Origin of the sequence: Micromonospora sp. DT43 (genome assembly GCF_049841645.1) — a bacterium.
GTDB lineage: Bacteria > Actinomycetota > Actinomycetes > Mycobacteriales > Micromonosporaceae > Micromonospora.
The window spans coordinates 107,145-128,784 of sequence record NZ_JBNCKR010000006.1 but is presented as its reverse complement, the minus strand read 5'-3'; the positions used below and the strand labels follow the sequence as shown (position 1 = coordinate 128,784).

18 protein-coding genes are annotated in these 21,640 nt (G+C 72.3%); 10 read left to right on the top strand and 8 right to left on the bottom strand.

Translation table 11 applies throughout. The annotated features are described in order from the left end of the window. Positions 1–73 precede the first annotated feature (73 nt). The 5 genes from ACLQ26_RS16790 to ACLQ26_RS16770 all read left to right on the top strand — a co-directional run bounded on the left by ACLQ26_RS16790 (position 74) and on the right by ACLQ26_RS16770 (position 4,393). Positions 74–505 carry a YbaB/EbfC family nucleoid-associated protein gene (locus ACLQ26_RS16790; RefSeq protein ID WP_425745298.1) on the top strand — a complete coding sequence of 144 codons (432 nt, stop codon included), beginning with the start codon at positions 74–76 and terminating at the stop codon, positions 503–505. Further along, complete coding sequence (locus ACLQ26_RS16785) at positions 495–818, top strand: hypothetical protein (protein WP_425745297.1); 324 nt, start codon at positions 495–497, stop codon at positions 816–818. Before ACLQ26_RS16790 ends, ACLQ26_RS16785 begins: the two co-directional genes overlap by 11 nt. After that, positions 815–2,659, top strand: a complete 1,845-nt coding sequence (locus ACLQ26_RS16780; RefSeq protein ID WP_425745296.1) for a hypothetical protein — start codon at positions 815–817, stop codon at positions 2,657–2,659. Before ACLQ26_RS16785 ends, ACLQ26_RS16780 begins: the two co-directional genes overlap by 4 nt. Before the next feature lie 31 nt (positions 2,660–2,690). Next, entirely contained in the window at positions 2,691–2,960 is a 270-nt protein-coding gene (locus tag ACLQ26_RS16775; RefSeq protein WP_357124207.1) for a hypothetical protein, read from the top strand. Between the two features lie 182 nt (positions 2,961–3,142). Continuing rightward, entirely contained in the window at positions 3,143–4,393 is a 1,251-nt protein-coding gene (locus ACLQ26_RS16770; protein WP_425745295.1) for a GAF domain-containing protein, read from the top strand. Between the two features lie 26 nt (positions 4,394–4,419). Here the strand turns inward: ACLQ26_RS16770 and murQ are convergent, their stop codons facing one another. Beyond that, positions 4,420–5,313: an N-acetylmuramic acid 6-phosphate etherase gene (gene murQ, locus ACLQ26_RS16765; RefSeq protein ID WP_425745294.1), complete on the bottom strand. Its 894-nt coding sequence runs from the start codon at positions 5,311–5,313 to the stop codon at positions 4,420–4,422. Positions 5,314–5,500: 187 nt separating this feature from the next. Between murQ and ACLQ26_RS16760 the strand changes: the two genes are divergently transcribed. The 3 genes from ACLQ26_RS16760 to ACLQ26_RS16750 are packed head-to-tail and all read left to right on the top strand — an operon-like array spanning position 5,501 to position 11,144. After that, positions 5,501–7,066: a sodium:solute symporter gene (locus tag ACLQ26_RS16760; RefSeq protein ID WP_425745293.1), complete on the top strand. Its 1,566-nt coding sequence runs from the start codon at positions 5,501–5,503 to the stop codon at positions 7,064–7,066. Between the two features lie 11 nt (positions 7,067–7,077). Further along, entirely contained in the window at positions 7,078–8,250 is a 1,173-nt protein-coding gene (locus ACLQ26_RS16755; protein ID WP_425745292.1) for an anhydro-N-acetylmuramic acid kinase, read from the top strand. Positions 8,251–8,276: 26 nt separating this feature from the next. After that, positions 8,277–11,144, top strand: a complete 2,868-nt coding sequence (locus tag ACLQ26_RS16750) for an FAD-binding and (Fe-S)-binding domain-containing protein (RefSeq protein WP_425745291.1) — start codon at positions 8,277–8,279, stop codon at positions 11,142–11,144. Here ACLQ26_RS16750 and ACLQ26_RS16745 read toward each other — a convergent pair. The 3 genes from ACLQ26_RS16745 to ACLQ26_RS16735 are packed head-to-tail and all read right to left on the bottom strand — an operon-like array spanning position 11,141 to position 14,597. Beyond that, positions 11,141–12,622 (bottom strand): MFS transporter, encoded by a 1,482-nt coding sequence (locus ACLQ26_RS16745; RefSeq protein WP_425745290.1) that lies wholly within the window; start codon positions 12,620–12,622, stop codon positions 11,141–11,143. The genes ACLQ26_RS16750 and ACLQ26_RS16745 overlap by 4 nt on opposite strands. After that, positions 12,619–13,890, bottom strand: coding sequence for an MFS transporter (locus tag ACLQ26_RS16740; protein ID WP_425745289.1), 1,272 nt, complete (start codon positions 13,888–13,890; stop codon positions 12,619–12,621). Before ACLQ26_RS16740 ends, ACLQ26_RS16745 begins: the two co-directional genes overlap by 4 nt. After that, positions 13,887–14,597, bottom strand: a complete 711-nt coding sequence (locus ACLQ26_RS16735; protein WP_393289871.1) for a siderophore-interacting protein — start codon at positions 14,595–14,597, stop codon at positions 13,887–13,889. Before ACLQ26_RS16735 ends, ACLQ26_RS16740 begins: the two co-directional genes overlap by 4 nt. A 126-nt stretch (positions 14,598–14,723) precedes the next feature. Here ACLQ26_RS16735 and ACLQ26_RS16730 point away from each other — a divergent pair, with 126 nt between their 5' ends. Next, a complete protein-coding gene (locus ACLQ26_RS16730) occupies positions 14,724–15,332 on the top strand; it encodes a GNAT family N-acetyltransferase (RefSeq protein WP_425745288.1) in 609 nt (202 codons plus the stop codon). On the opposite strand, the gene ACLQ26_RS16725 is transcribed toward ACLQ26_RS16730, so the two are convergent. Both ACLQ26_RS16725 and ACLQ26_RS16720 read right to left on the bottom strand, forming a co-directional pair. Continuing rightward, positions 15,296–15,916 (bottom strand): DUF305 domain-containing protein, encoded by a 621-nt coding sequence (locus tag ACLQ26_RS16725; protein ID WP_425745287.1) that lies wholly within the window; start codon positions 15,914–15,916, stop codon positions 15,296–15,298. The genes ACLQ26_RS16730 and ACLQ26_RS16725 overlap by 37 nt on opposite strands. After that, positions 15,913–17,745 (bottom strand): sigma-70 family RNA polymerase sigma factor, encoded by a 1,833-nt coding sequence (locus tag ACLQ26_RS16720; protein WP_425745286.1) that lies wholly within the window; start codon positions 17,743–17,745, stop codon positions 15,913–15,915. The genes ACLQ26_RS16725 and ACLQ26_RS16720 overlap by 4 nt, the downstream gene beginning before the upstream one ends. A 582-nt stretch (positions 17,746–18,327) precedes the next feature. Between ACLQ26_RS16720 and ACLQ26_RS16715 the strand changes: the two genes are divergently transcribed. Then, positions 18,328–19,128 carry an SDR family NAD(P)-dependent oxidoreductase gene (locus tag ACLQ26_RS16715; RefSeq protein WP_425745285.1) on the top strand — a complete coding sequence of 267 codons (801 nt, stop codon included), beginning with the start codon at positions 18,328–18,330 and terminating at the stop codon, positions 19,126–19,128. 8 nt (positions 19,129–19,136) lie between these two features. On the opposite strand, the gene ACLQ26_RS16710 is transcribed toward ACLQ26_RS16715, so the two are convergent. Together ACLQ26_RS16710 and ACLQ26_RS16705 are read right to left on the bottom strand one after the other, a co-directional pair. After that, positions 19,137–20,204, bottom strand: a complete 1,068-nt coding sequence (locus tag ACLQ26_RS16710; protein WP_425745284.1) for a DUF2855 family protein — start codon at positions 20,202–20,204, stop codon at positions 19,137–19,139. 68 nt (positions 20,205–20,272) lie between these two features. Beyond that, a complete protein-coding gene (locus ACLQ26_RS16705) occupies positions 20,273–21,487 on the bottom strand; it encodes a PP2C family protein-serine/threonine phosphatase (RefSeq protein ID WP_425745283.1) in 1,215 nt (404 codons plus the stop codon). Between the last annotated feature and the right edge of the window lie 153 nt (positions 21,488–21,640).

The following is a 21,640-nucleotide window of genomic DNA, read 5'->3' as shown; positions in this document are numbered from 1 at the left end:
CGTATCGTGTGCTGGCCGCGCCGCATCGGGCTGACCCTGGGGCGGCCGGCAGCCGTCACACGGGGGAGGTCTGATGGCGCAGTTTCCCAGCGGTGACTTCGACGCGGCGACCGAGCGGTTCGTCGCCTCCTGGTCGGCGGGCATCTCCGAGCGGGCCGCCCGGGCGCAGGAGTTGTCCGAGCGCGTCGCGGAGATGTCGGCGACCGCCGAGGGTGCGGACGGCGCGGTCCAGGTGACCGTCGCCGCGTCCGGGGCCATGACCGACCTCCGACTCGACCATCGGGTGCTCAGCTGGCGGGCGGACGAGATCGCCGCCGAGGTGCTGGCGGTGATGCGCCGGGCGCAGGGGCGGCTGGCCCCGCAGGTGGCGGAGGCCGCGGCGGAGACCGTCGGCGCCGACTCCGAGACCGCCCGCGCCGTCGTCGGCAGCTACGAGTCGCGCTTCCCCGCGGTGACCGAGGAAGACGAGCAGGGGTACGCCGGGTGGGGTGACCGTGGGCGCTGAGGCAGCCGGGTTCGAGGTCACCACCGCGGCGGTGTCGGCGCACGCCCGTTCCGTCGACCGGATCTCCGGGGGGATCGGCGCCGCACACGACGCGGCCGCGTACGTGCGGATGGGCGCGGGCGCGTACGGGCACCTGCCTGTCTGCCAGGCGCTCCCCTTCCTGTTGGACTTTCTCCAGGGCCCGGCCGTGGACGCGCTCGCGGCGGCGCAGGAGGCGTTGCACAGCGCGGCCGGTGCGCTCGACGGGACTGTGGACGCCTACGACCACACGGACGGAACGATCTCGGCCTCCCTCGGGCGGATGCACCGATGAGCACCGACGTGGCGAACCCGCTGATCGCCGCCCGGCAGGACACCACCACCGCGTACAGCGGCGTCGGCCTCGTCGAGAGCCTGGTCGACCTGCGCAACGGCATCGAGAGCGGCTCCTGGGTCGACTTGACCATCGGCGGCTTCGGTACGTCGATGGAGGTGCTGGCGACCTGCGTCGACCCGATCGGGTCGGTCGTCTCGTGGGGGGTCGCCTGGCTCATCGAGCACGTCAAGCCGCTCTCCGACGCCCTCGACTGGCTGGCCGGCGACCCGGACCAGATCACCGCGTACGCGCAGACGTGGCACAACGTCTCCCGACACGTGAGCGATCAGGCCACCGCTCTGTCCGAGGCGGTCCGCACCGAGATCGCCACCTGGACGGGTCCCGCGTCGGAGGCGTACCGCCGCTACAGCGACCAGCACCTGCGCCACCTCGCCGGCCTGGCGGACGCCACCGATCTGATCGGCACCGTCGTGGAGGGCGCGGGCCTGCTCGTGGCCCTGGTCCGGGAGCTGGTCCGGGATCTGATCGCCGACTTCGTCTCGGTCCTCGCCGTCCGGCTGTGGGTGTGGCTCGCCGAGGCCGGCCTGACCCTGGGCGCGGCCACTCCGCTGGTCGCGGCGCAGGTCTCCTCACTTGTCGCCAAGTGGGCCGCCAAGGTCGCCGGGCTCCTCACGGCGCTGGCCCGCAGCGTCAGCCGCCTGCGGCCGATCCTGTCCAAGCTCGGCGAACTGCTCGACACCCTCCGGACGGCGCTGAGCGGTCTCCGGCGTACCCCTGGCGGGTCGAGCTCCACCGACATGCCGGCCCCCGGCCCGGGTGCGCGCGGCTACACGGATCCGGCCGGCGGCGGGCAGCCGCCGCCGTGGGCCCGGCAGGGCGACTGGCCACCCGACTTCGACCGCGAGCCGGGGCCTGCGGGTGGCGGCCCGGCGCACGGCGGACCGCCCGGAGCACCGCCGGCGGCGGGCGGGCCGGGCCACGCCGGAGGGCCGCCGCACGGCGGCGGGTCAGGCCATGACGGCGGGTCAGGCCATGACGGCGGTCCGGCGCGCGACGCCGACGAGCCGCCGGACTCCGACGGGCCCGACACCGCGGAGCCCGGGTCCACAGCCGATCCGCTGGTGCCCGATCATGCGAGCGAGGCCGAGTTGCGGCTGCTCGGCAGGGAGGTGCACAGCATGACCGAACTCGACCCCGGCGGACACGTCAACGACGCGTACGAGGTCACGTTCACCGACGGTACGCGCGGCGTCTACAAGCCGAACGTGCCGGAGAACGAGTTCGTCCAGGTGCGTTCCAGCATTCCGGAGAACGAGCTGGCCCCGCGTGAGGTCGCCGCCTCGCGCCTGGACGAGGATCTGGGCTTCGGGCTGGTGCCGACGACGGCGCGCTGGGACGGGCCGCACGGGGCCGGGTCGATGCAGGAGTTCGTGGAGAACGCGAGCCCGGGCCGCCCCGCCGCTGACTATCCGAGGGCCGAGGGCGAGCGGATGGCGGTCCTCGACTACATCAGCGGCAACACCGACCGGCACATGCTTAACTACCTGACCGGGCCCGACGGCCGGCTGGTCGCCATCGACCACGGTTACTCGTTCCCCGAGTCGAACGCCGAGCCGTTGCGCTCGGACTTCGTGACACAGCAGATGAACCGGCCGCTGAGCCCGGAGACGATGGCCCGGCTCCAGGACACCGACCCGGCGGTGCTGGCCGACCGGCTGCGCGGCACCGGCCTGAGTGAGCAGGCGCTGTCCGGTGCGATGGACCGTTTCAACGAGATCCGTGCCCGGGGCACGATCACGGGCGAGGCGTGGAACGCCTTCCGCCCGCCGAGCCCGTAGTGAGTGGGCCGTGGTGAACCAGGAGGCAGGCATGACCGAGCAGGCGGCGACCAGGGTGGCGCTGTACACGTTCGCCAAGCACACCAAACATCGGGTGGCCGAGTTCAATTGGCAGCCCGGCCAACCGGTGTCGCTGACCATTCTCGATCCGGAGTGGGGTGCGGTCGCACAGGACTTCTACGACAACGGCGTGCCGGCCGGCGCGCACCGGGTGTCGCCGGAGGCCGGCCCGGAGTTCATGCGCGCCCTGCTGCAACGATTCCGCGCGAGCTACTACAAGTTCGTGGACGAGAGCGACTGACCCGCCACCGCACCGGTACGACAGCCGCTGCCGCACCATCGCAACGCCGCAGGGCGGTCTCGCGGTCTTCCCCGTACTCTGGCGACCGTCAGCGGGCGACGAACCATGAGTCATCCGACGAAGCCGGACAGGAGAGGGGCGACCACGGCATGGCGGCGATATCGGGCCAGCGGTCGACTGCGGTGCGTTCCGGGGAGGCGGCCGAGGAGGATCTGCGGGCGCTGTTCGGGCAGTCCATCGCCGTTTTCGCGTCGCTCGTGGGGCCCACGCATGTGGTGGAGACGGCGAACCAGGCGTTCTTCGTCACCATCGGTGAGGAGCGGGCGCGCACCGGGGTTCCGGTCGCCGAGCTGATGCCCGAGTTGGCCGGTCAGGGCTTCGTCGATCTGCTGGACGAGGTCTACCGGACGGGTGAGCCCTACACGGGTCGGGACGCGCGGATCGTGCTGGGCACCGGCCCGCACGCGCGGGAAGCGTTCTTCGACTTCACCTACGAGCCGCGCCGCGACGCCGGCGGCACCGTGACCGGGATCCGCGTGATCGGTGTGGAGACCACGCAGGTCAAGCACGCCCAGCGGCTGATGGCCGAGCACCGCGCCATGCTGGAGCAGATCGCCCGCCAGGCGCCTCTGGCCGAGGTGCTCGACGGGATGGCGCGCTGCATCGAGAACCTGGCACCGGACCAGGTGCTCGTCTCCGTGCTGCTCGCCGATCCGGACGGCCAGCACCTGCGCCACGGCGCCGCACCGAGCCTGCCCGAGTTCTACAACCAGGCCATCGACGGGATCGCCACCGGCGAGGGTGTCGGCTCGTGCGGCACCGCCGCGTACCGGCGGGAGCCGGTCATCGTCACCGATATCGGCACCGACCCGTTCTGGGACGACTTCCGCGCCCTGGCCGAGCGGGCCGGGCTCGCCGCCTGCTGGTCGATGCCGATCCTGGCCCCCGACGGCAGCCTGTTGGGCACCTTCGCCATGTACCACCGCACCCCGCGCGTCCCGCAGGACACCGATCTGGCTCTGGCCCGGGTCTTCGCCGACACCGCTGCCCTGGCCATCGAACGCCACCACGTCGAGCAGGCGAAGACGGCCGCCGAAGCGCGTGCCAAGGCCGCGAACGAGGAGCTGGCCAAGGCGGTCCGCGCCGAGCGGCAGCTGCGCGCCGAGGCCGAGCAGCGCGCCGCCGCCGCCGCGGAACTCGCCGACCGGATACGCGCCGCCGCGGCAGCGCAGGCAGCCCGACCGCATCCCGAGCACTGCCAGCTCGGCGGCGCGCAGGGGTGCACCGCACCGGCGAAGATCAAGATCGCCGACTCGTGGGGTGACGCGGCGTGGGGCTGCGACGCCCACGTCGAGGAGGCAATCCTCAACGTACGGTCGGTGTTCATCGCGAGCGAGGAGCTCGGCGGCCTGGCCGCCTACGTCAACCGCTGACCGCCCCGGCGGGTGCGACGCCCGGGTCAGGCCGCGACGGCCGCTCGGACGTCGTCGGCGGCGGCGCGCAGCCGTGCTGCGGCCTCCTCGGCTGTGCAGTGGGCGAGCAGCAGCACGATTGCCGTCTTGGCGTGCCCGTGCGCCGCCGCGAGCGCCCGCGCGGCCGTGTCGAGGTCGGTGTCGGCGGCCTCGGCGACGATCCGGCGTGCCCGGTCGACGAGCTTCTCGTTTGTGGCGTTCATGTCCACCATGAGGTTGCCGTAGACCTTGCCGAGCCGGGCCATGGTGGCTGTCGAGAGCATGTTGCAGACGAGCTTCTCGGCGGTGCCGGCCTTGAGCCGGGTGGAGCCGGTGAGGACCTCGGGGCCGGTGGGCACCTCGATGGCGACGTCGGCGTGCCGGCTCATCACGGCGTCGGTGTTGCAGGCGACGGAGACGGTCGCGGCGCCGCGCGCACGGGCGTGATCCAACCCGCCGACCACGTACGGGGTACGGCCGCTGGCCGCGAGCCCGACCACCGTGTCGCGGTCGGTGAGGCCGATCGCGTCGAGGTCGGCGACGGCGCGGGTCGGGTCGTCCTCGGCACCCTCGACGGCGACCCCGAAGGCTCGTGCCCCGCCGGCGAGCAGACCGATGACCCGGTCGGGCGTCGTACCGAAGGTGGGTGGGATCTCGACGGCGTCGAGCATGCCGATGCGGCCGCTGGTGCCCGCGCCGAGGTAGATCAGCCGTCCGCCCCGACGCAGCGACGCCACGATGACGTCGACGGCGGCCGCGATGTCCGGTACGGCCCGACGGACGGCGTCCGCAACCGAGCGGTCCTCGTCGTTCATCGCGAGAAGCAACTCGGTGGGCGACATCCGGTCGAGGTCGCTGGTCTTGTCGTTGCGGGTCTCGGTGCCGAGGGTGCTGAGGTCCATCCGGTGTTCGTTCCTCTCGCTGATGTTCAGCTGCCGAGTGCCACCGGGCGCGTCCTGCTGGGCCGACGCGTCCTCTATCAGCAGGCTGAAACCACAGCGTAACCAGCCCGGACGGGCACTGGCAAAAAGTTTCGAGTTACTGTGGGCCAACGTCACTTATTGACAACCGCTGGGTGGGGAGTGAACCGTGCGTCAACTCGACCTTGTCGTGATCGTGCTGTATCTCGTGGTGATCGCCTACGTCGGACTACGCCTGTCCGGGAAGCAGAAATCCGCCAAGGACTACTTCGTGGGCGAGGGCCGCCTGCCGTGGTGGACCGTCTCGTTCTCCGTGGTCGCCACCGAGACCAGCGTCCTGACCGTGATCAGCGTGCCCGGTGGGGCCTACAGCGGTCAGGGGTTCGGCAACGTCGAGCTGGCCCTGGGCTACGTCATCGGTCGCGTCGTCGTGGCCACGGTGCTCATCCCGCTCTACAAGCGCGGTGGGTTCGTCAGCGCCTACCAGTACCTCGGTGAGCGGTTTGGCCTGAAACTTCAGGGTCTGGCCTCGATCACGTTCGTCTTCACCCGGCTGCTCGCCGAGGGCGTACGCCTGTTCGCCTCGGCCATCCCCATCAAGCTGCTCCTCGACGAGTTCGGCCTGCACGTCGGCTACCAGGCCATCATCGTGGTCCTCACGCTGATCACCGTGGTCTACACCTACCTCGGTGGCATCAAGGCGGTCATCTGGACCGACGCCATCCAGATGGGCCTTTACCTCGGTGGGGCGATCCTGGCCATCGCGGTGCTCAGCCACGCCGTCGGCTTCGACGGCTACTCGCAGGCGCTGGACGCGGGCAAGTTCCAGCTCTTCGACACCAACTTCAACCTGGCGCACGTGCTCACCAGCCCGTTCGCCCTGCCGACCGCGATCATCGGTGGCGCGATCTTCGCGATGGCCAGCCACGGGTCGGACCAGCTGATCGTCCAGCGCATCCTGTCCACCCGCACCCTGCGCGAGGGGCAGAAGGCGATGATCTCCTCCGGCGTCTTCGTGGTCATCCAGTTCGCCGCGTTCTCCCTGGTCGGCGCGCTGCTGTGGTCGTACAACAAGGGTCAGACCTTCAAGGAGCTCGGCCTGGCCAGCAGCGACAACCTCTACCCGAGCTTCATCCTGCACGCCCTTCCGGTGGGCATCTCGGGTCTGCTGGTGGCCGGCATCCTCGGCGCCGCGATGGGTTCGCTGTCGTCGGCGCTGAACTCGATGTCGAACTCCACGGTCGCCGACTTCATCCACAGCTTCTTCCGCAAGGTGCCGTCCGACGACGCGATGCTCCGGCTCGCCCGGGTGATGACCCTGGTCTGGGCGGTACTGATGGCGATCTTCGCCTGCGCGTTCAGCTCCAGCACCGGAAACGTCTACCTGACCGGTCTGACCATCGCCGGCTACACCTACGGCGCGCTGCTCGGGGCCTTCCTGCTCGGCCGCCTCGTCAAGCGGGCCAACCAGGTCGACGCGTTCATCGCGTTCCTCGTCACCGTGGCGGTGATGACCTACATCGTCCGCTACGTCAAGATCGATGTGACGACGGCCGGTACCACCACCGCCACCGCCATCGCCGCGCAGTGGCTGGTGCCGATCGGCGTCCTGATCACCCTGCTCGTCGGCACCGTGGCGAGCCTGTTCCACCCGGCGCCGGAGAACCCGTACGACCACGGACGACGCGACGAGGTCGACGACGACACCGCGGCAACGCCGGCCGGCCGGGCATGAAGGAGGACGTGATGCGCGTGATCGGTCTGATGTCCGGCACCTCCTACGACGGCATCGAAGCCGCCGCGGCCGAGTTCGATCTGAGCGGCGACACCCTGCGGATGCGACCGCTGGGCCGGCTGAGCCACCCGTACCCGGAGGAGTTGCGCACCAAGATCGCCGCGGCCCTGCCACCCGCGGCGACCACCACCGAGGCGATCTGCGTGCTGGACACCGGCATCGGCCAGGCCTTCGCCGAGGCGGGCGTGCGGGCCGTCGCGGAACTGTGCGACGGCCGCGCCGACCTGGTCGTCTCGCACGGGCAGACCATGCACCACTGGGTCGAGGCGGGTACGGTCCGCGGCACCCTCCAGCTCGGTCAGCCGGCCTGGATCGCGGAGGCCACCGGCGTTCCGGTCGTGTCCGACCTGCGCAGCCGCGACGTCGCCGCAGGCGGCCAGGGCGCTCCCCTGGTCGCCCTGTTCGACGCACTGCTGCTGCGGGGCCTGCCCGGCGTCCCCGCCGCCCTGAACCTGGGCGGGATCGCCAACATCACGGTCGTCGCGCCGGACGCGGATCCCCTCGCGTTCGACACCGGGCCGGCCAACGCGCTCCTCGACGCCGCCGTGCGCCACTTCACCGGCGGCGCCGAGGAGTACGACCGGGACGGGCGCGGCGCGGCGGCCGGGCAGGTGAACCCGGTCCTGCTGCGGCGGCTGCTCGACGAGCCGTACTACCGGCTGCCCGGCCCGAAGAGCACGGGCAAGGAGCTGTTCCACCTGCCGTACCTGCTCGCCGCCCTCGCCGACGCGCCCACCCCGGACAGGAACGACGTGCTGGCCACGCTCACCCGACTGACGGCTGTCACGGTGGCCGACGCCTGCCGGGCGCAGGGCGTTACCCGACTCGTCGTGTCCGGTGGCGGCGCGCACAACCCGACGCTGATGGGCATGCTCGTCGACGAGCTACCGGGCGTCGACCTGACCTCCAGCGACGAGGTGGGTGTCGCGTCCGACGCCAAGGAGGCGCTGGCCTTCGCGCTGCTGGGCTACCTGACCGTGCACGGGCTGCCGGGTGCCCTGCCCTCGGGCACCGGCGCGCGGCACGCCTCGGTGCTCGGCAGCATCACCCCCGGCCGCCAACCGCTGCGGCTGCCCGCGCCCGTCGACACCGCTCCGGACCGGCTGCTGATCACCGCCGACTGACCGCCTCTTTTCGGGAGGATCCGCCCATGAGCACCGTCGTACCCGCACCTAACGCGGCAGGCGTCCGCGCCCGCGAGGTCGCCGACCTGCTGCGCCCGCGCCTCGACGATCCGGCCCGGGCCAGCGCCGAACTGCCCCGCAGGCTCGCGGCGGCGCACGACGCCTCGCCGTACCTCTTCGAGCCGCAGGCAGTGGTGCGCGCCGCCTCGGCGGCCGAGGTGGGTGCGTTGATGGTCGGCGCCCGGGAGGCCGGCGTGCCGCTGACCCTGCGCGGTGGCGGCACCAGCCTCGCCGGGCAGGCCGGCGGCGCGGGGGTGCTCGTCGACGTTCGCACCGACTGGCGCGACGCCGAGGTCCTCGACGAGGGCCGCCGCATCCGGCTCCAACCGGGCCTGACGATCCGGCAGGCCAACGCCCGGCTGGCCCGCTACGGCCGTCGGCTCGGCCCGGACCCGGCCAGCGAGGCCGCCTGCACCGTCGGCGGCATGGTGGCAAACAACTCCAGCGGGATGACCTGCGGCACCACCGACAACGCGTACCGCACCATGGAGTCACTGCGCTTCGTCCTCCCGTCCGGCACCGTCGTCGACTCCGCCGCGCGCGACGCCGACGACCGGCTGCGCGCCACCGAGCCCGAGCTGCACGCCGGGCTGCTGCGGCTGCGCGACCGGGTGCGCTCGACACCGGGGTCGCGGGCCACCGTCGAGCGGCTGTTCGCCATGAAGAACACCATGGGGTACGGGCTGAACTCGCTGCTCGACCACGACAGCCCGGTGGAGATGCTGGCGCGCCTGATGATCGGCAGCGAGGGCACCCTCGGCTTCGTGGCCGAGGCCGTCTTCCGGACCGTCGAGATCCACAAGCACGCCGCCACCGGCCTGCTCATCCTGCCCGGGCTCAGCGCCGCCACCGACGCGCTGCCCGCCCTGCTCGCCGCCGGCGCGCGTACCGCCGAACTGCTCGACGCGGCCGCGCTGCGGGTCAGCCAGCGCGACCCCGACGCGAGCCCGGCCCTGCGCGGGCTGACGGTCGCCGGGCACGCCGCGCTGCTTGTGGAGTTCGCGGAGGACAGCGCGGAGCGGCTGGCCGCGACGCTTGCCGACGCCCAGCCGGTGCTCGACCGGCTGCCCGCCGTCACCGGCACCGCGCTGACCCGTGACCCGCGCGAACGGGCCAAGCTCTGGCACCTGCGCAAGGGCCTCTACACGGCGGTCGCCGGTGCTCGCCCGCCCGGCACCACTGCCCTGCTGGAGGACGTCGCGGTGCCCATGCCGCGCCTGACCGGCACCTGCGACGGGCTGATCCGCCTGTTCGAGAGGCACGGCTATCCCGACGCGGTGATCTTCGGGCACGCCCGCGACGGCAACCTGCACTTCATGCTTACCCAGTCCTTCGACACACCGGCCGAGATCGACCGCTACGCCCGGTTCACCGACGACATGGTCGACCTCGTGCTGGCCGAGGGGGGAACGCTCAAGGCCGAGCACGGCACCGGCCGGGCCATGGCCCCCTTCGTCCGCCGGCAGTACGGCGACGAGCTGTACGACGTGATGCGCGAGCTGAAGGGGTTGTGCGACCCGAGCGGCCTGCTCAATCCCGGTGTGCTGCTCAACGACGACCCGACGGTGCACCTGCGGCAGCTCAAGGCCGTTCCGACAGTCGATCCCGAGCTGGACGCCTGCGTGGAGTGCGGCTACTGCGAGCCGGTCTGCCCCACTGCCGACGTCACCACCACGCCCCGACAGCGCATCGTCCTGCAACGGCAGATCGCCCTCGCCACCGCCGCCGGGGACGAGGAGCGCCGCCGTGAGCTGACCACCGACTACGAGTACGCGGCGGTGGACAGTTGCGCCGCCGACAGCCTCTGCGTCACCGCCTGCCCGGTCGGCATCGACACCGGCGCGGCGATGAAGCGGTTGCGCGCCGAGCGACACAGTCCACGCGCCCAGCGCACCGCCCGTGGCGTCGCCCGGCACTGGAAGGGCGCCGTGGCCGGCGTCCGGGTCGGGCTGAACGCCGCGCACGCCGTACCGACACCGCTGACCCGCGCCGCCACCGGCGTGATCCGTTCCCTCGGCGCGACCGAACTCGTACCACAGTGGAGCGCCGACATGCCGCGCGCCGGTGGAACCCGTCCCGAGCCGCGCAGCGCGCCGGACGCCCGGGCGGTGTTCTTCGCGGCCTGCATCGGCAGCGTCTTCGCGGCGGAGGACGGCGCGTCCGGCGGCTCGGCGGCGGCGTTCCTGCGCCTGTGCGAGCTGGCGCGCGTGCCTGTCGTCGTGCCGGCCGAGACAGCGGGCCTGTGCTGCGGGACGCCCTGGCAGTCCAAGGGCTACCCGGCCGGCCACCGTGAGATGGCCGAGCGGACCCTTGCCGCGCTGTGGACGGCAAGCGACCAGGGCCGCCTGCCCATCGTTTGCGACGCGTCGTCCTGCACCCACGGGTTGACCCAGTTGACCGCCGCGCTGGCCGAGTCCGACCGCGCCCGGTACGCCGCTCTGCGCTTCGTGGACAGCGTGACCTTCACCGCCGAGCACCTCCTGCCGGCGCTGCCCGAGCCCCGACGTCTGGGCTCGCTGGCCCTGCACCCCACCTGCTCCACGGTGCACCTCGACGGCATCGACGACCTGCACACGGTGGCCCGGGCGGTCGCCGACACCGTGACAGTGCCGGACAGCTGGGGGTGTTGCGCGTTCGCCGGCGACCGGGGGCTGCTGCACCCCGAGGTCACCGCCGGCGCCACCGCCGCGCAGGCCGCCGAGGTCAACGAGCGCGACCACGACGCGTACGCCTCCTGCAACCGCACCTGCGAGATGGGCATGAGCCGGGCCACCGGGCAGTCGTACCGGCACGTGCTCGAGGTGCTCGTCGAGGCGATCGAGCCGCCGGCCTAGCCCGCGCGGCGCAACAGCGCGGCGGCGAGCAGACCGCCGGCCAGCACCGCCGCGGCGCCCACCAGCTGCCCGGTCTCCAGCGCGGAGGCGAACGCGCTGGTCACGGCCGCCCGCTGCGGTCCCTCGGCGGCGGCGAGGGCTGCGGGAAGCGACTGCGCGCCGGCCAGCCCGGCGGGCAGCAGCGCCGCGAACCGGGCGTTCAACACGGCGCCGAGGACGGCGATGCCGAGGCTGCTGCCGACCTCGGTCATGGTCCCGTCCACCCCGGCGCCGGCACCGGCCTTCTCGGCCGGGATCGCGCTCATCACCGCCTCCACGATCGCCGGGTTGGCCAGGGCGCAACCGACGCCCATGACGAGCAGGCCGCCGAGCAGCACCCCGTATCCGTCGGAGGACACGACTGTCACCACCGCGAGGCCGGCCGCGAGCAACGCCATGCCGACGGCGATGGCGGCGGCCAGGCCGAGACGGCGGATCACGGCGGCGGCGACGCCGCTGACGTTGAGCACCACGATGGACAGGGCGAAGGGCGCCATGCGCAGGCCGGCCTCCCAGGCCGGGTAGCCGCGAACGAACTGGAGGTGCTGGGTCAGCAGGAACAGCGCGCCGGTGGCCCCGAAGGTGATCAGGACGACGCCGGAGATCGCACCGACGAACCGGCGGTCCCGGAAGAAGTGCATGTCGAGCATGGGATGGCTGATGCGCCGCTCCCAGCGGACGAACAACCCCAGCAGGAGTACGCCGACGACAGCCGCGCCCACCACCTCGGTCGACGCCCAGCCCCGCTCCGGCCCGGCGATGATCGAGAAGACGACGGCGGTGAGCCCGGCGGTGGAGAGCGCGGCGCCCCAAATGTCGAGTCGGCCGTCGGCCGGAGTGCGGGACTCCGGCACGAGCGCCCGGCCGACGAGCAGGCAGGCCAGCACGATGGGGACGTTCAGCAGGAAGATGGCGCCCCACGGCAGGTGGGCCAGGATGGTGCCGCCGATCGGCGGCCCGACGGCGAAGCCCAGCGCGCTGGTGGCCGCCCAGATGCCTATCGCCCGGGACCTTTCGGGGCCGTCGAAGACCTGCATCGCCACCGCGAGCGTCGAGGTGACCAGCAGCGCCCCACCGACGCCCATCCCCGCCCGGGCGGCGATCAGTTGACCGCTGGTGCTCGCGAGACCGGCCACCAGCGAACCGAGTCCGAACAGGACGAGCCCGGCGAGCAGCATCCGCCGCCGGCCGTACCGGTCGGCCGCGGCGCCCGCCGTGAGCAGCAGTCCGGACAGCACCAGGGCGTACGCGTTGATCATCCACTGCACGTCGGCGGTGCTGGCGCCCAGCTCGGTGGTGAGCACCGGCACCGCCACTGTCAGCACCGTGTTGTCCAGCACCACGACGAGCTGGGCGACGCAGAGGACGGCCAGGACGAGCCAGCGGTGCGGCAGTCGGGTCGCCGCCGTGGGAACGGCGACCGGCTGGACGAGCGTCACACCGCCGCCCGCACGTCGTCGGTCGACGGGCGCTCGGCGGCCGGCTCGGCGGCCGGCGCCGGGTTGGCGTCGGGGGTGCGGGGGAACCGTCGCTGGTGCGCGAGGCCGAGGACGACCCCGGCGGCCACCAGCACGATGGCGGCGACCGCGACCGACGGGTAGCCGATCCGGTCGGCCGCCGCCAGGCCCACCGAGGCGGCCACGAACGAGCAGACCAGGCCGAACGACGACAGGACCGTGAAGTCCGTGCCGCCGGTGCCCGGTCGCGAGTAGTCCATGTTCACCGTGTAGAGCACGACGTTGGCGATCGTGTAGGCCACCATGAAGAAGCAGAGCGCGGCGATCGTCCCGCCGAGTGGCGCCCGGCCGTTCAACAACGGCAGCAGCATCGCCGTCGACACCGCGAGGGTCACACCGCCAGCCACGAGCACCCTGCCGCGCCCGAACCGCCCGATGCCCACCCCGGCGACCAGACCGGCCACGATGGCGGGCGCGCTTGTCACCACTCCGGTCACCACACCGATCCGGCCCAGCGACCACCCGGCGTCCACCAGGGCGGGCGTCACCAGGGCGTACGCCATGCCCGCGCCGACGTAGACAAGCGGCACGACGCCGAAGGTCCACCACCGGCAGCCGGGCTGGCCGAACACCGACAGCAGCGCCCGGTACGCGGTGCCGACCCGGTCCACGCGATCGGTCCGGGCGGGCTCGGAGAACCGCCACACCACAAGCAGTCCGACCGCTGTCAACGCGGCCAGCAGGCCGACCGCCGAAGCCCAGCCGAACCGGTCGTAGACCAGCACGCAGGCGCCACCGCCGAGCAGGTTGCCGAGGTAGCTCGCCGCCACCTGGATGCCGTTGCCGGTCCCCCGGTCCGTCTCGCCGAGCATCCGCACGGCGACGGCGTCCACGGCGATGTCCTGTGTGGCGGAGAAGAAGACGTACGCGGCGCAGATGGCGATGACCGGGCCGAGCGCGTCGGCCGGGCGGGAGAACGGCAGCAGTGCCAGCAGGGCCAGCACCAGGGCGCTCTGCAGGACGAGGAGCCAGGACCGGTAGTGGCCGCGACGCTTCGACCCGAAGCGGTCGAGGATCGGGGCCCAGAGGAACTTGATGGGCCAGATCAGGCCGACGACCTGCAACAGCGCGAGGGTGTCCAGGGAGGTGCCGCCGTCGCGCAGGATGGCGGTCAACCCGACGGTGATGAAGCCGATGCCGAGGTACTGGGTGACGTACAGCGCGGTGAGGGTGCCGAGCCGGCCTCTCACGGAGCTCTCCAGTAGCCGAGCGAGGTCAGCCGGTCCTTGTCGACGCCGAGCGTCCGGCGGATGTGTCGGGTGATGCCGCGGGTGGTGGCCGCCTCGCAGGCCACCCAGTAGTGGGCCGCGTCGTTGGCGGGCAGGTCGGAGCGGACCCGTTCGACGAGGTGTCGACCGTCCGTGTCCCGGGGCACCCAGGTGATGGCGTGGTGTGCCCGGGCACGCGGCGTGAGGGCCTTCTCGCCCTCGTGGGCGTACTCCAGCCAGACCGTCGCCGGGATGTCGGCGTTCGCGTCGAGCAGGCTGTTCACCGCCGGCAGGGACGCCGCGTCGCCGACGAGGTAGAGGTGCTCGGGTGCCGGGTCGGGCAGCTGGAACGCGCTGCCCTGGACTGTGGCGACGATGGTGTCGCCGACCTGCGCCGTGGTGGCCCAGCGGGCCGCGCAGCCGTCGTGGATGGCGAATTCGAGGCTGAACCGGCCGTTCGCCGGGTCGGGGTCAACGAGGGTGTACGCCCGCTGGTGTGCCCGGCCGTCGTTGTCGAACCACAGCCGGACCCACATCGTGGGGTGGACCCCGCACGCCTCCAGCAGGCCGCCGTCGTCCAGGAGCAGCCGCTGGTAGTGCCCGTCCACCGACTCGCTCGCCCGCACCGTCAACTGAAAGTCCCGGCCTCCCATGGCCTTGAGGACCAGGGCTTCCCAGTTCCGTTTCACGCACCCCTCCAGGTAAGGCGAGCCTTTGTTAGGGGAGGGTAACCTAACTCGCGCCACGGATGGAACGCGTGCCCCCCTCACGTCATCCCGGGCGCGCTCACCCCGACCAGCGAAGGATCCCGCGCCATGACCTACCAGGAGAAGATCACCGAACTCGGCGAGCTGACGTTGACGCCCGTCGTACCCGACCGGGACGCCGCGCTCCTGCACGGCTGGGTCACTCTGCCCCGCAACTCGTTCTGGGGCATGGGCGCACACACCGTCGACCAGGTTCGCGAGATATACACCTTCGTCGACGGCCTGCCCACCCACCACGCGTACCTGATCAAGGTCGACGGCGAGCCGGTAGGCCTGTTCCAGAGCTACCAGCCCGAGGCGGACCCGGTCGGCGAGCGGTACGCCGTGCAGCCCGGGGACGTCGGGATGCACCTGCTGCTCTGCCCCGCCCGCCATCTCGCCCGCGGCCTGACCAACGCCGTCGGGCCCGCCCTGGCCCGTTTCCTGTTCCTCGACCCGGCCGCCCAGCGGATCGTGGTGGAGCCGGACGTCCGCAACCACCTCGCACTGCGCCGACTGGAGATCGAGGGTTTCACCTTCGACGCCGAGATCGACATGCCGGACAAGCGCGCGCAACTGGCGTTCCTCACCCGCTCCCGGTTCGAGTCGGACCATCCGACGCCCGCGAGACCAGCACCGGATCAGTTGGCCGGCGGGGTTCCGGTCGCTCCGGGCTGACGTGCGAGAGCGTTCAGCTCGGCGGCCCGCACCTCCTGGATCCGGCCGGCGAGGGTCTTCACCTCCGGGCTGCCCCCGGCGGTCTGCTCGCCCCGGCACAGCACGACTGTCTGCGCGAGGTGCGCCCGGAGCAGACCGACCGCCCGGGAGCGGACCTCGGCCTCGGGGGCCGCGCGCAGCTCGGCGAGAGCGACGTCGGTGACCATGCCGGGCATCTGGTGCCCCGCATGGATGTTCTGTTCCGGTCTGTTGCCGGCGGCCAGCAGCCTGCGCAGTTCCACCGACTCGGCCCGGTGCGCCGCACGGATGTCACCGAGGACGGCACGCAGCGCCGGGTCGCCGGCCGACGGACGGGCGTCGAGGTCGTCGAGCAACGCGAGCGCGCCGTCGTTCATCGGGAGCAGCAGTTGGATGAAGGCGTCATCGGTGCCGTTGAGCAGCACCGACGCGGGTGCCACCGACGCCGGCGCGGCGGTCCGGTCGACGTGGTCCGCGTCCCGGGTCAGACCCACGGCCAGCGCCGTCGCGGCGAGGGTCCCGACGACGCCGACGACGCGCCCGACGCGCCCGGCCCGCCTGTTCACCGCGCGGCCTGGAACGCGCGGCCGATCACTGTCGCCCGGGTGCCGTCGCTGAACAACCCGGACCGGTCCCTGTCGGTGGCGGGCAGGCCGAACCAGGCGTAGCGCTGCACGTACGACAGCTGGCCGAGCATGCCGGTGGCCGCGGTGAGGAAGGCCGCCTGCTGCTCCTGGCTGGGAAACTGTTGACGCCCACCGTCGTAGCGGATCAGCGCGAACTCGGTCAGCCAGATGGGCTTGTGGTACCGCTTGTAGACGGCCTGCAGGTACTCCCGAAGCTGGTTCACCGCCGCCGCCGTCGTGAAGTCGGCGCCGTACCAGTGCAGGGTGATGAAGTCCACCCGGTGACCACGGGCCTCGGCGCCGGTCATGAACCGGTCCAGCCAACCCTGGGGGTCCGCGCCGCCCCACGCGACCGCCGGGCTGCCAAGCCTGCTGCCCGTCGCCATCAGTTGCGGCCACAGGTCCAGTGCCCGCGCGACTGTCATGTTCGCCTGTTCGGGCAGGTCCGGCTCATTGAAGGTGAGCAGGTGGGGCCCGGCGGCCCTGGCCCGCGCCAACTCCGCGGCGGTGACGTTCTCCGCGCTGCGGATCATCGGCACGAACGTCGCGCCGCGGGGAGTGCTGATCCCCGGGTGCTGGGTGCCCCAGGTGTAGTACCAGCCGGCCTTCGAGCTGGCCAGCGCCTGGCTCGCTCCGGCGAAGTTCCACACCCCGACGCCCTTGCGCACGGAACTGACCGCCGGAGCGACAGGGGCCTTCGACGACTGGCGCGCGCTCGGTGACGGCGCGCTGCTGGGAGAGGGAGAGGTGGAGGCGACGGCGGTGGGCGCCGCGGGCGGCGGACCTGCCCACGAGGGCGCGGCGACCGGATCGTCCGGCAGCACCACCACCAACGTGGTGATCGCGATGACCGCGGCGACCACTCCGGCGGCCAGGTACGGAACCAGACCGCGCGGCGCGTGCACCGCGAGCTCGGCAACGCCCGGGGGATGCGGCCCGACTGCCGGCGCGGCCGCCGGGGGCACTGTCGCGCTCGACACGTGGGCGCTCAGGCCGGGCGGTAGCGGCAGCAGCGGCATGCCGGCGAGCAGCCGGTCGATCGGCAGGAACGTGGCGCCCAGGCGTCCGCAGAACGCGCAGTCACGGACGTGCCGGGCCAGCCGCTTGCGCCACAGCGGGCTGGGAGTGCCGTCCCACTCGGCCGTCACCGCGCCCAGGTCCGGGCAGCCGGGACGGGCACGCAGGGCACGGACGACGCCCCGGGCACTCTGGATCTGCTCCTTCATCCGGTGGATCCGGACCGCGACGTGCCCCGGCGACAAACTCGCGGCCTCGGCGACCTCGGTACGCGTCAGCTCGCCGGTCTCCTCCAGCCACCACAGCGAGAGCAGTTCCTGGTCGTCCGGGTCGAGCCAGCGGGTCGCCTCGGCTACCTCACGACGCTGGTCGGTGAGGCCGAGCCGGAGAATCGTCATCCCGGCGAAGTCGGAGGCCGGGTCGGGCACGTTGTGGATCGCGTCGAGCCCGGCGTCCCGGTCGAGCGCGACACGGCGACGCTGGTCCCAGTCGCGCACCTGACGGATGGTGATCGCCACGAGCCAGGACCGGTAGGCCGCCGGGTCGTTGAGCGCGGGCAGGTGCCGGATCACCCGTACCAGGGTCTCCTGGACGACGTCGTCGACGTCGGCGTGGCCGCGGAGCGCGCGCCCGACGATGTTGTAGACCAGCGGAAGCGAGGCCGCCACGACGTCGTCGAGAGCGCGCCGGTCGCCCTGTCGAGCCGCGACGACCAGCCCGGGATCGGGTGCTGCCCGACCGGCTGACGACATGGATCCCACTCCTCCTGCGCTCGGTCCGGGCAGCGCGCGTGCGCGCTGCCCGCCTCGTGATCGGAGACGAGCGGCAGCGGGGTCAGATTACGGTTTTCTCCTCCGAGCGGTCGGGCCGGTCGGCCGGGGCACCGGCCTCGGCTTCCGCCGCGAAGGGGGTACGCAGGCGGGTCATGGACGCGGCACTGATGTCCGCGGTCGGACTGCGCTCGTCGTCGACGACCCTGCCCCCCTCGATGGTGAAGGGGTTCCGGGCGGACGTCATATCGGGCACGAGGTGCTCCAGGAGATGTGCACGGCAGCGCTCGACTCAGTCGTCGGCAGCTTCGAAGCCGTGGAGAGGCGGAGGGGCGGGCCCGGCGATGGGCCATCGGTACCCGCACCCACAGCCTAGCCGCCGAGGGCAACCGGCGGGTACGGGACCAACGTCACCAGCCGATCGCCTGCGGTTTCCGTGCCGACCGAGGCGGGGACGTGAGGTGTCCGACTCACGCTGCCGGGTCGAGTCGGCACGGCTACGGTCGAGATTGCGGAAGCCGTCCCCCGAACCGGGGTCGGTTGGTGCGAACGGACGGGACAGACATGACGCTTCAGATCGATCTCACCGGCAGGACCGCGCTGGTGACCGGCTCGACCCAGGGAATCGGCGCCGCCATCACGGCCGGGCTCGCCCGCGCCGGAGCCCGGGTGGCAGTGAACGGCCGTACCGCCGCCTCGGTCGAGCGCGCGGCCACGACGCTGCGCGGCGAGGTCCCCGGCGTCGAGGTCGTCGAGGTGGACGCCGACGTCTCGACCGACGACGGTACGGCGCGCGTGCTCGACCTCCTGCCCAGCGTCGACATCCTGGTCAACAATCTTGGCGTCTTCGGCAGCACTCCGGCCCTGGAGATCACCGACGACGAGTGGCGTCGCTACTTCGAGGTGAACGTGCTGGCCGGCGTCCGGCTGACCCGCGCCTACCTGCCCGGGATGATGGAACGCGGTTGGGGTCGGGTGCAGTACATCGCCAGTGACTCGGCTGTCGCCATCCCCGCCGAGATGATCCACTATGGCGTCTCGAAGACCGCCCTGCTCGGTGTCTCGCGCGGGTTCGCGAAGGCCGCCGCCGGCACCGGCGTGACAGTCAACTCGGTGCTTGCCGGGCCGACCCACACCGGCGGCGTGGAGGACTTCGTGGCCGAACTCGTCGGCGACAGCCTGCCGTGGGAGGAGGCGCAGCGCGAGTTCATGCGGCAGCACCGGCCGCAGTCGCTGCTCCAGCGGCTCATCGAGCCCGAGGAGATCGCCAACATGGTCACGTACCTCGCCTCGCCGCTCGCCTCCGCGACGACGGGCGCGGCGGTCCGGGTCGACGGGGGCTACGTGGACGCGATCGTCCCGTAACGGTCGGTTCAGAACTGGACGACGTGACCCACCCGCGGCGGCGTACGACCGGCGAGGACGTCGAGCCACGCGTGGCGCAGGGCCTCGGGACCGTCGCCGACCCGCACGTCGACCCACCCGCTCGCCGCCGGGACGAACCGCTGCCAGGCTTCGGTGAACCGCCTGTCGAGCCCGTCACGGCCCCAGTCCTGGCCGCGCTTGCGCATCTGCACCGGCGCGAAGAAGACCTCCCCGGCGGCGTCCGCGTTGGGCGTCTGATTGGTGAGCCCGACCGCGATGTCCCGGACGAGCCGGTCGCCGAGGTGACCGCGCAGCGCGGCCCGGGTCGCGGGCGCGCCGGACAGGTCGAGGTAGACGGTCGGGACCGCGTCGAGGGATTCGATGTCGTCGTACGCGACGACGTCGTCGTAGCAGCCGAGGGACCGCGTGAACGCGACGTTGCCGGGCGAGGTGAGCCCGACCAGGCGCGGGCCGCGACCGTGCAGTTCGGACGCGGCAGCGTACGCCGTCTTGCTCGACGCCGACGAGAGCACTATCGACCGCGCGCCGTAGAAGTCGTTGTCGACGACCTGGTCGGCCAGCATGAACGAGGTGAAGAACAGCGGCCGGAACAGGATCAGCAGGTCCTCCTGCCCGGCCTGGTAGGCCGGGTCCCCGCTGGTCGACCGGTACGCGTTGTACGGCGAGGGCAGCTCGGCCCGGTGCGGGCTCGCGTCGCGGAACCCGGACGCGTCCACCCGGTCCGGCCGGACCACCAGGTGGCCGGCGGGAGGCAGGTACCCGTAGACCCGTTGGCCGACCTCGACCCCGGCAACCGTCGACGCGACCACGTCGGCGAAGCCCCACAGCGGCGGAAGCCCCCACTGCGGCCCGAGCCCGCGCGGGCCCGGCGGAAAGAACTCCCAGTAGCGCATCGCGTCGCCGAGCACCGCGTAGGTCACGTTGTTGGCGGTGAGGCCGACGCGGTCGACGCGCAGCAGCGCCGCGCCGTCGGGCAGCGCGGGCGCCTCGGCGTCGGCGAGCGTGGTGTGGCGCAGGTCGGCACGGTCCACGGCGAAGGTCCACGAGTCAGCCATGGTGTGACGCTAGACAGCCTCGAATTCCAAAGACAAGTGCACTGGGAGTGCAAAATCCCACTCGACGGTCAGGGCTGGGGCGCGGTGACGTGCCGCAGGTGCGCCAGCGGCAGGTGCGGGGGCTGCCACTCCAGGAACAGGGCCGTGGCGTCGTCGTCGAGCTGCTCGTCCTGGTACGCGAGGACGGCACGCACCAGGCGGCGCATCGTCTCCGGGCTGGGCAGCCCGTCGTTGAGGGCACGGTTGACGAAGTCGACGAGCCGGTCCGGCCCGAACCGCTCACCGTCGATGCTCTTCGCGTCGGTGATGCCGTCGGTGTAGGCGAGGATGCGGTCGCCGGGGTGCAGCTCCTCCTCGTACACCTGGGGTCGTGCCTCGGACAGGTGACCCAGGCCGAGCGGCAGCGCGGTCGGCCCCGGCAGCTCCCGGATGGCCTTGCCGTCGCGCAGCAGCATGGCGCCGGGGTGGCCCGCGTTGATGATCCGGAGCCGACCGGTCCGCCGGTCCAGCTCGGCGAGCAGCGCGGTCGCGAAGTAGCTCGGGTGCTCCGAGCGCACCCACCTGTCGATGCTGATGGCCGTGTCGACGAGGTCGAGGCCGGACCGGCGCGCGTTGCGGTACGCGCTGACCACAAGCGAGGCCAGGGTGCTCGCCTTGATGCCGTGCCCGCAGGTGTCGAAGAGCCCGAGGCTGAGCACGTCGCCGTTCAGCGCGTAGTCGAAGATGTCGCCGCCGACGTCGTAGCACGGTTCGAGGATCGCGGTGATCACCAGGTCGTCGGTCGCGAAGGTCAGCGGCGGCAGCAGCCCCCACACGATCTCGGCGGCGACCTGCATCGGCAGGCGCCGCCGCATCCGCTCGACGACATCGCCGTAGAGGCGGCGGTTCACCAGGACCTGAGCGATGTTGACCGCCAACTCCCAGGCCGGCCCGTCCAGCGCCTGGTCGGCGGCGGCCGGCGACACGACCTCCAGCACACCCAGCCGCTCGCAGCCGAGCAACAGGGGCACCCAGAGCCGGTCCGGGTTGTCGGCGGCACGCTGCACGTCGAGAGTCGTGAACGCCCGACCGGCCAGGGTCGTCTCGATCGTCAGCTCGTCCCGGGCGAGACCGGCGCCCAGCAGGGGCACGAGGCAGGACTGGGTGTAGTCGGCCAGATAGATCACGATCTCGGTGGCACCGACCGCCGGTGCAGCCTGGGTGACCAGGAGCGACAACTCGTCAGGCCCGCCCCGGGGTGCGTTGAGCTGCAGCCAACGCGCCGCGTCGCCGGCGTCGACCACGCTCCACCTCCCGTGTCCTGACCACCGTAGAAGCCCGGCGGCCAACTGGCCAATGCGCGGGGGCCCCGGGAGACAAGGAACTCCCCCGCCGGGGCCTGGCGCACACCTCGCGGAGGGACGAATGTCGGCGACCCTGGCAGCCCTTGCGGAAGC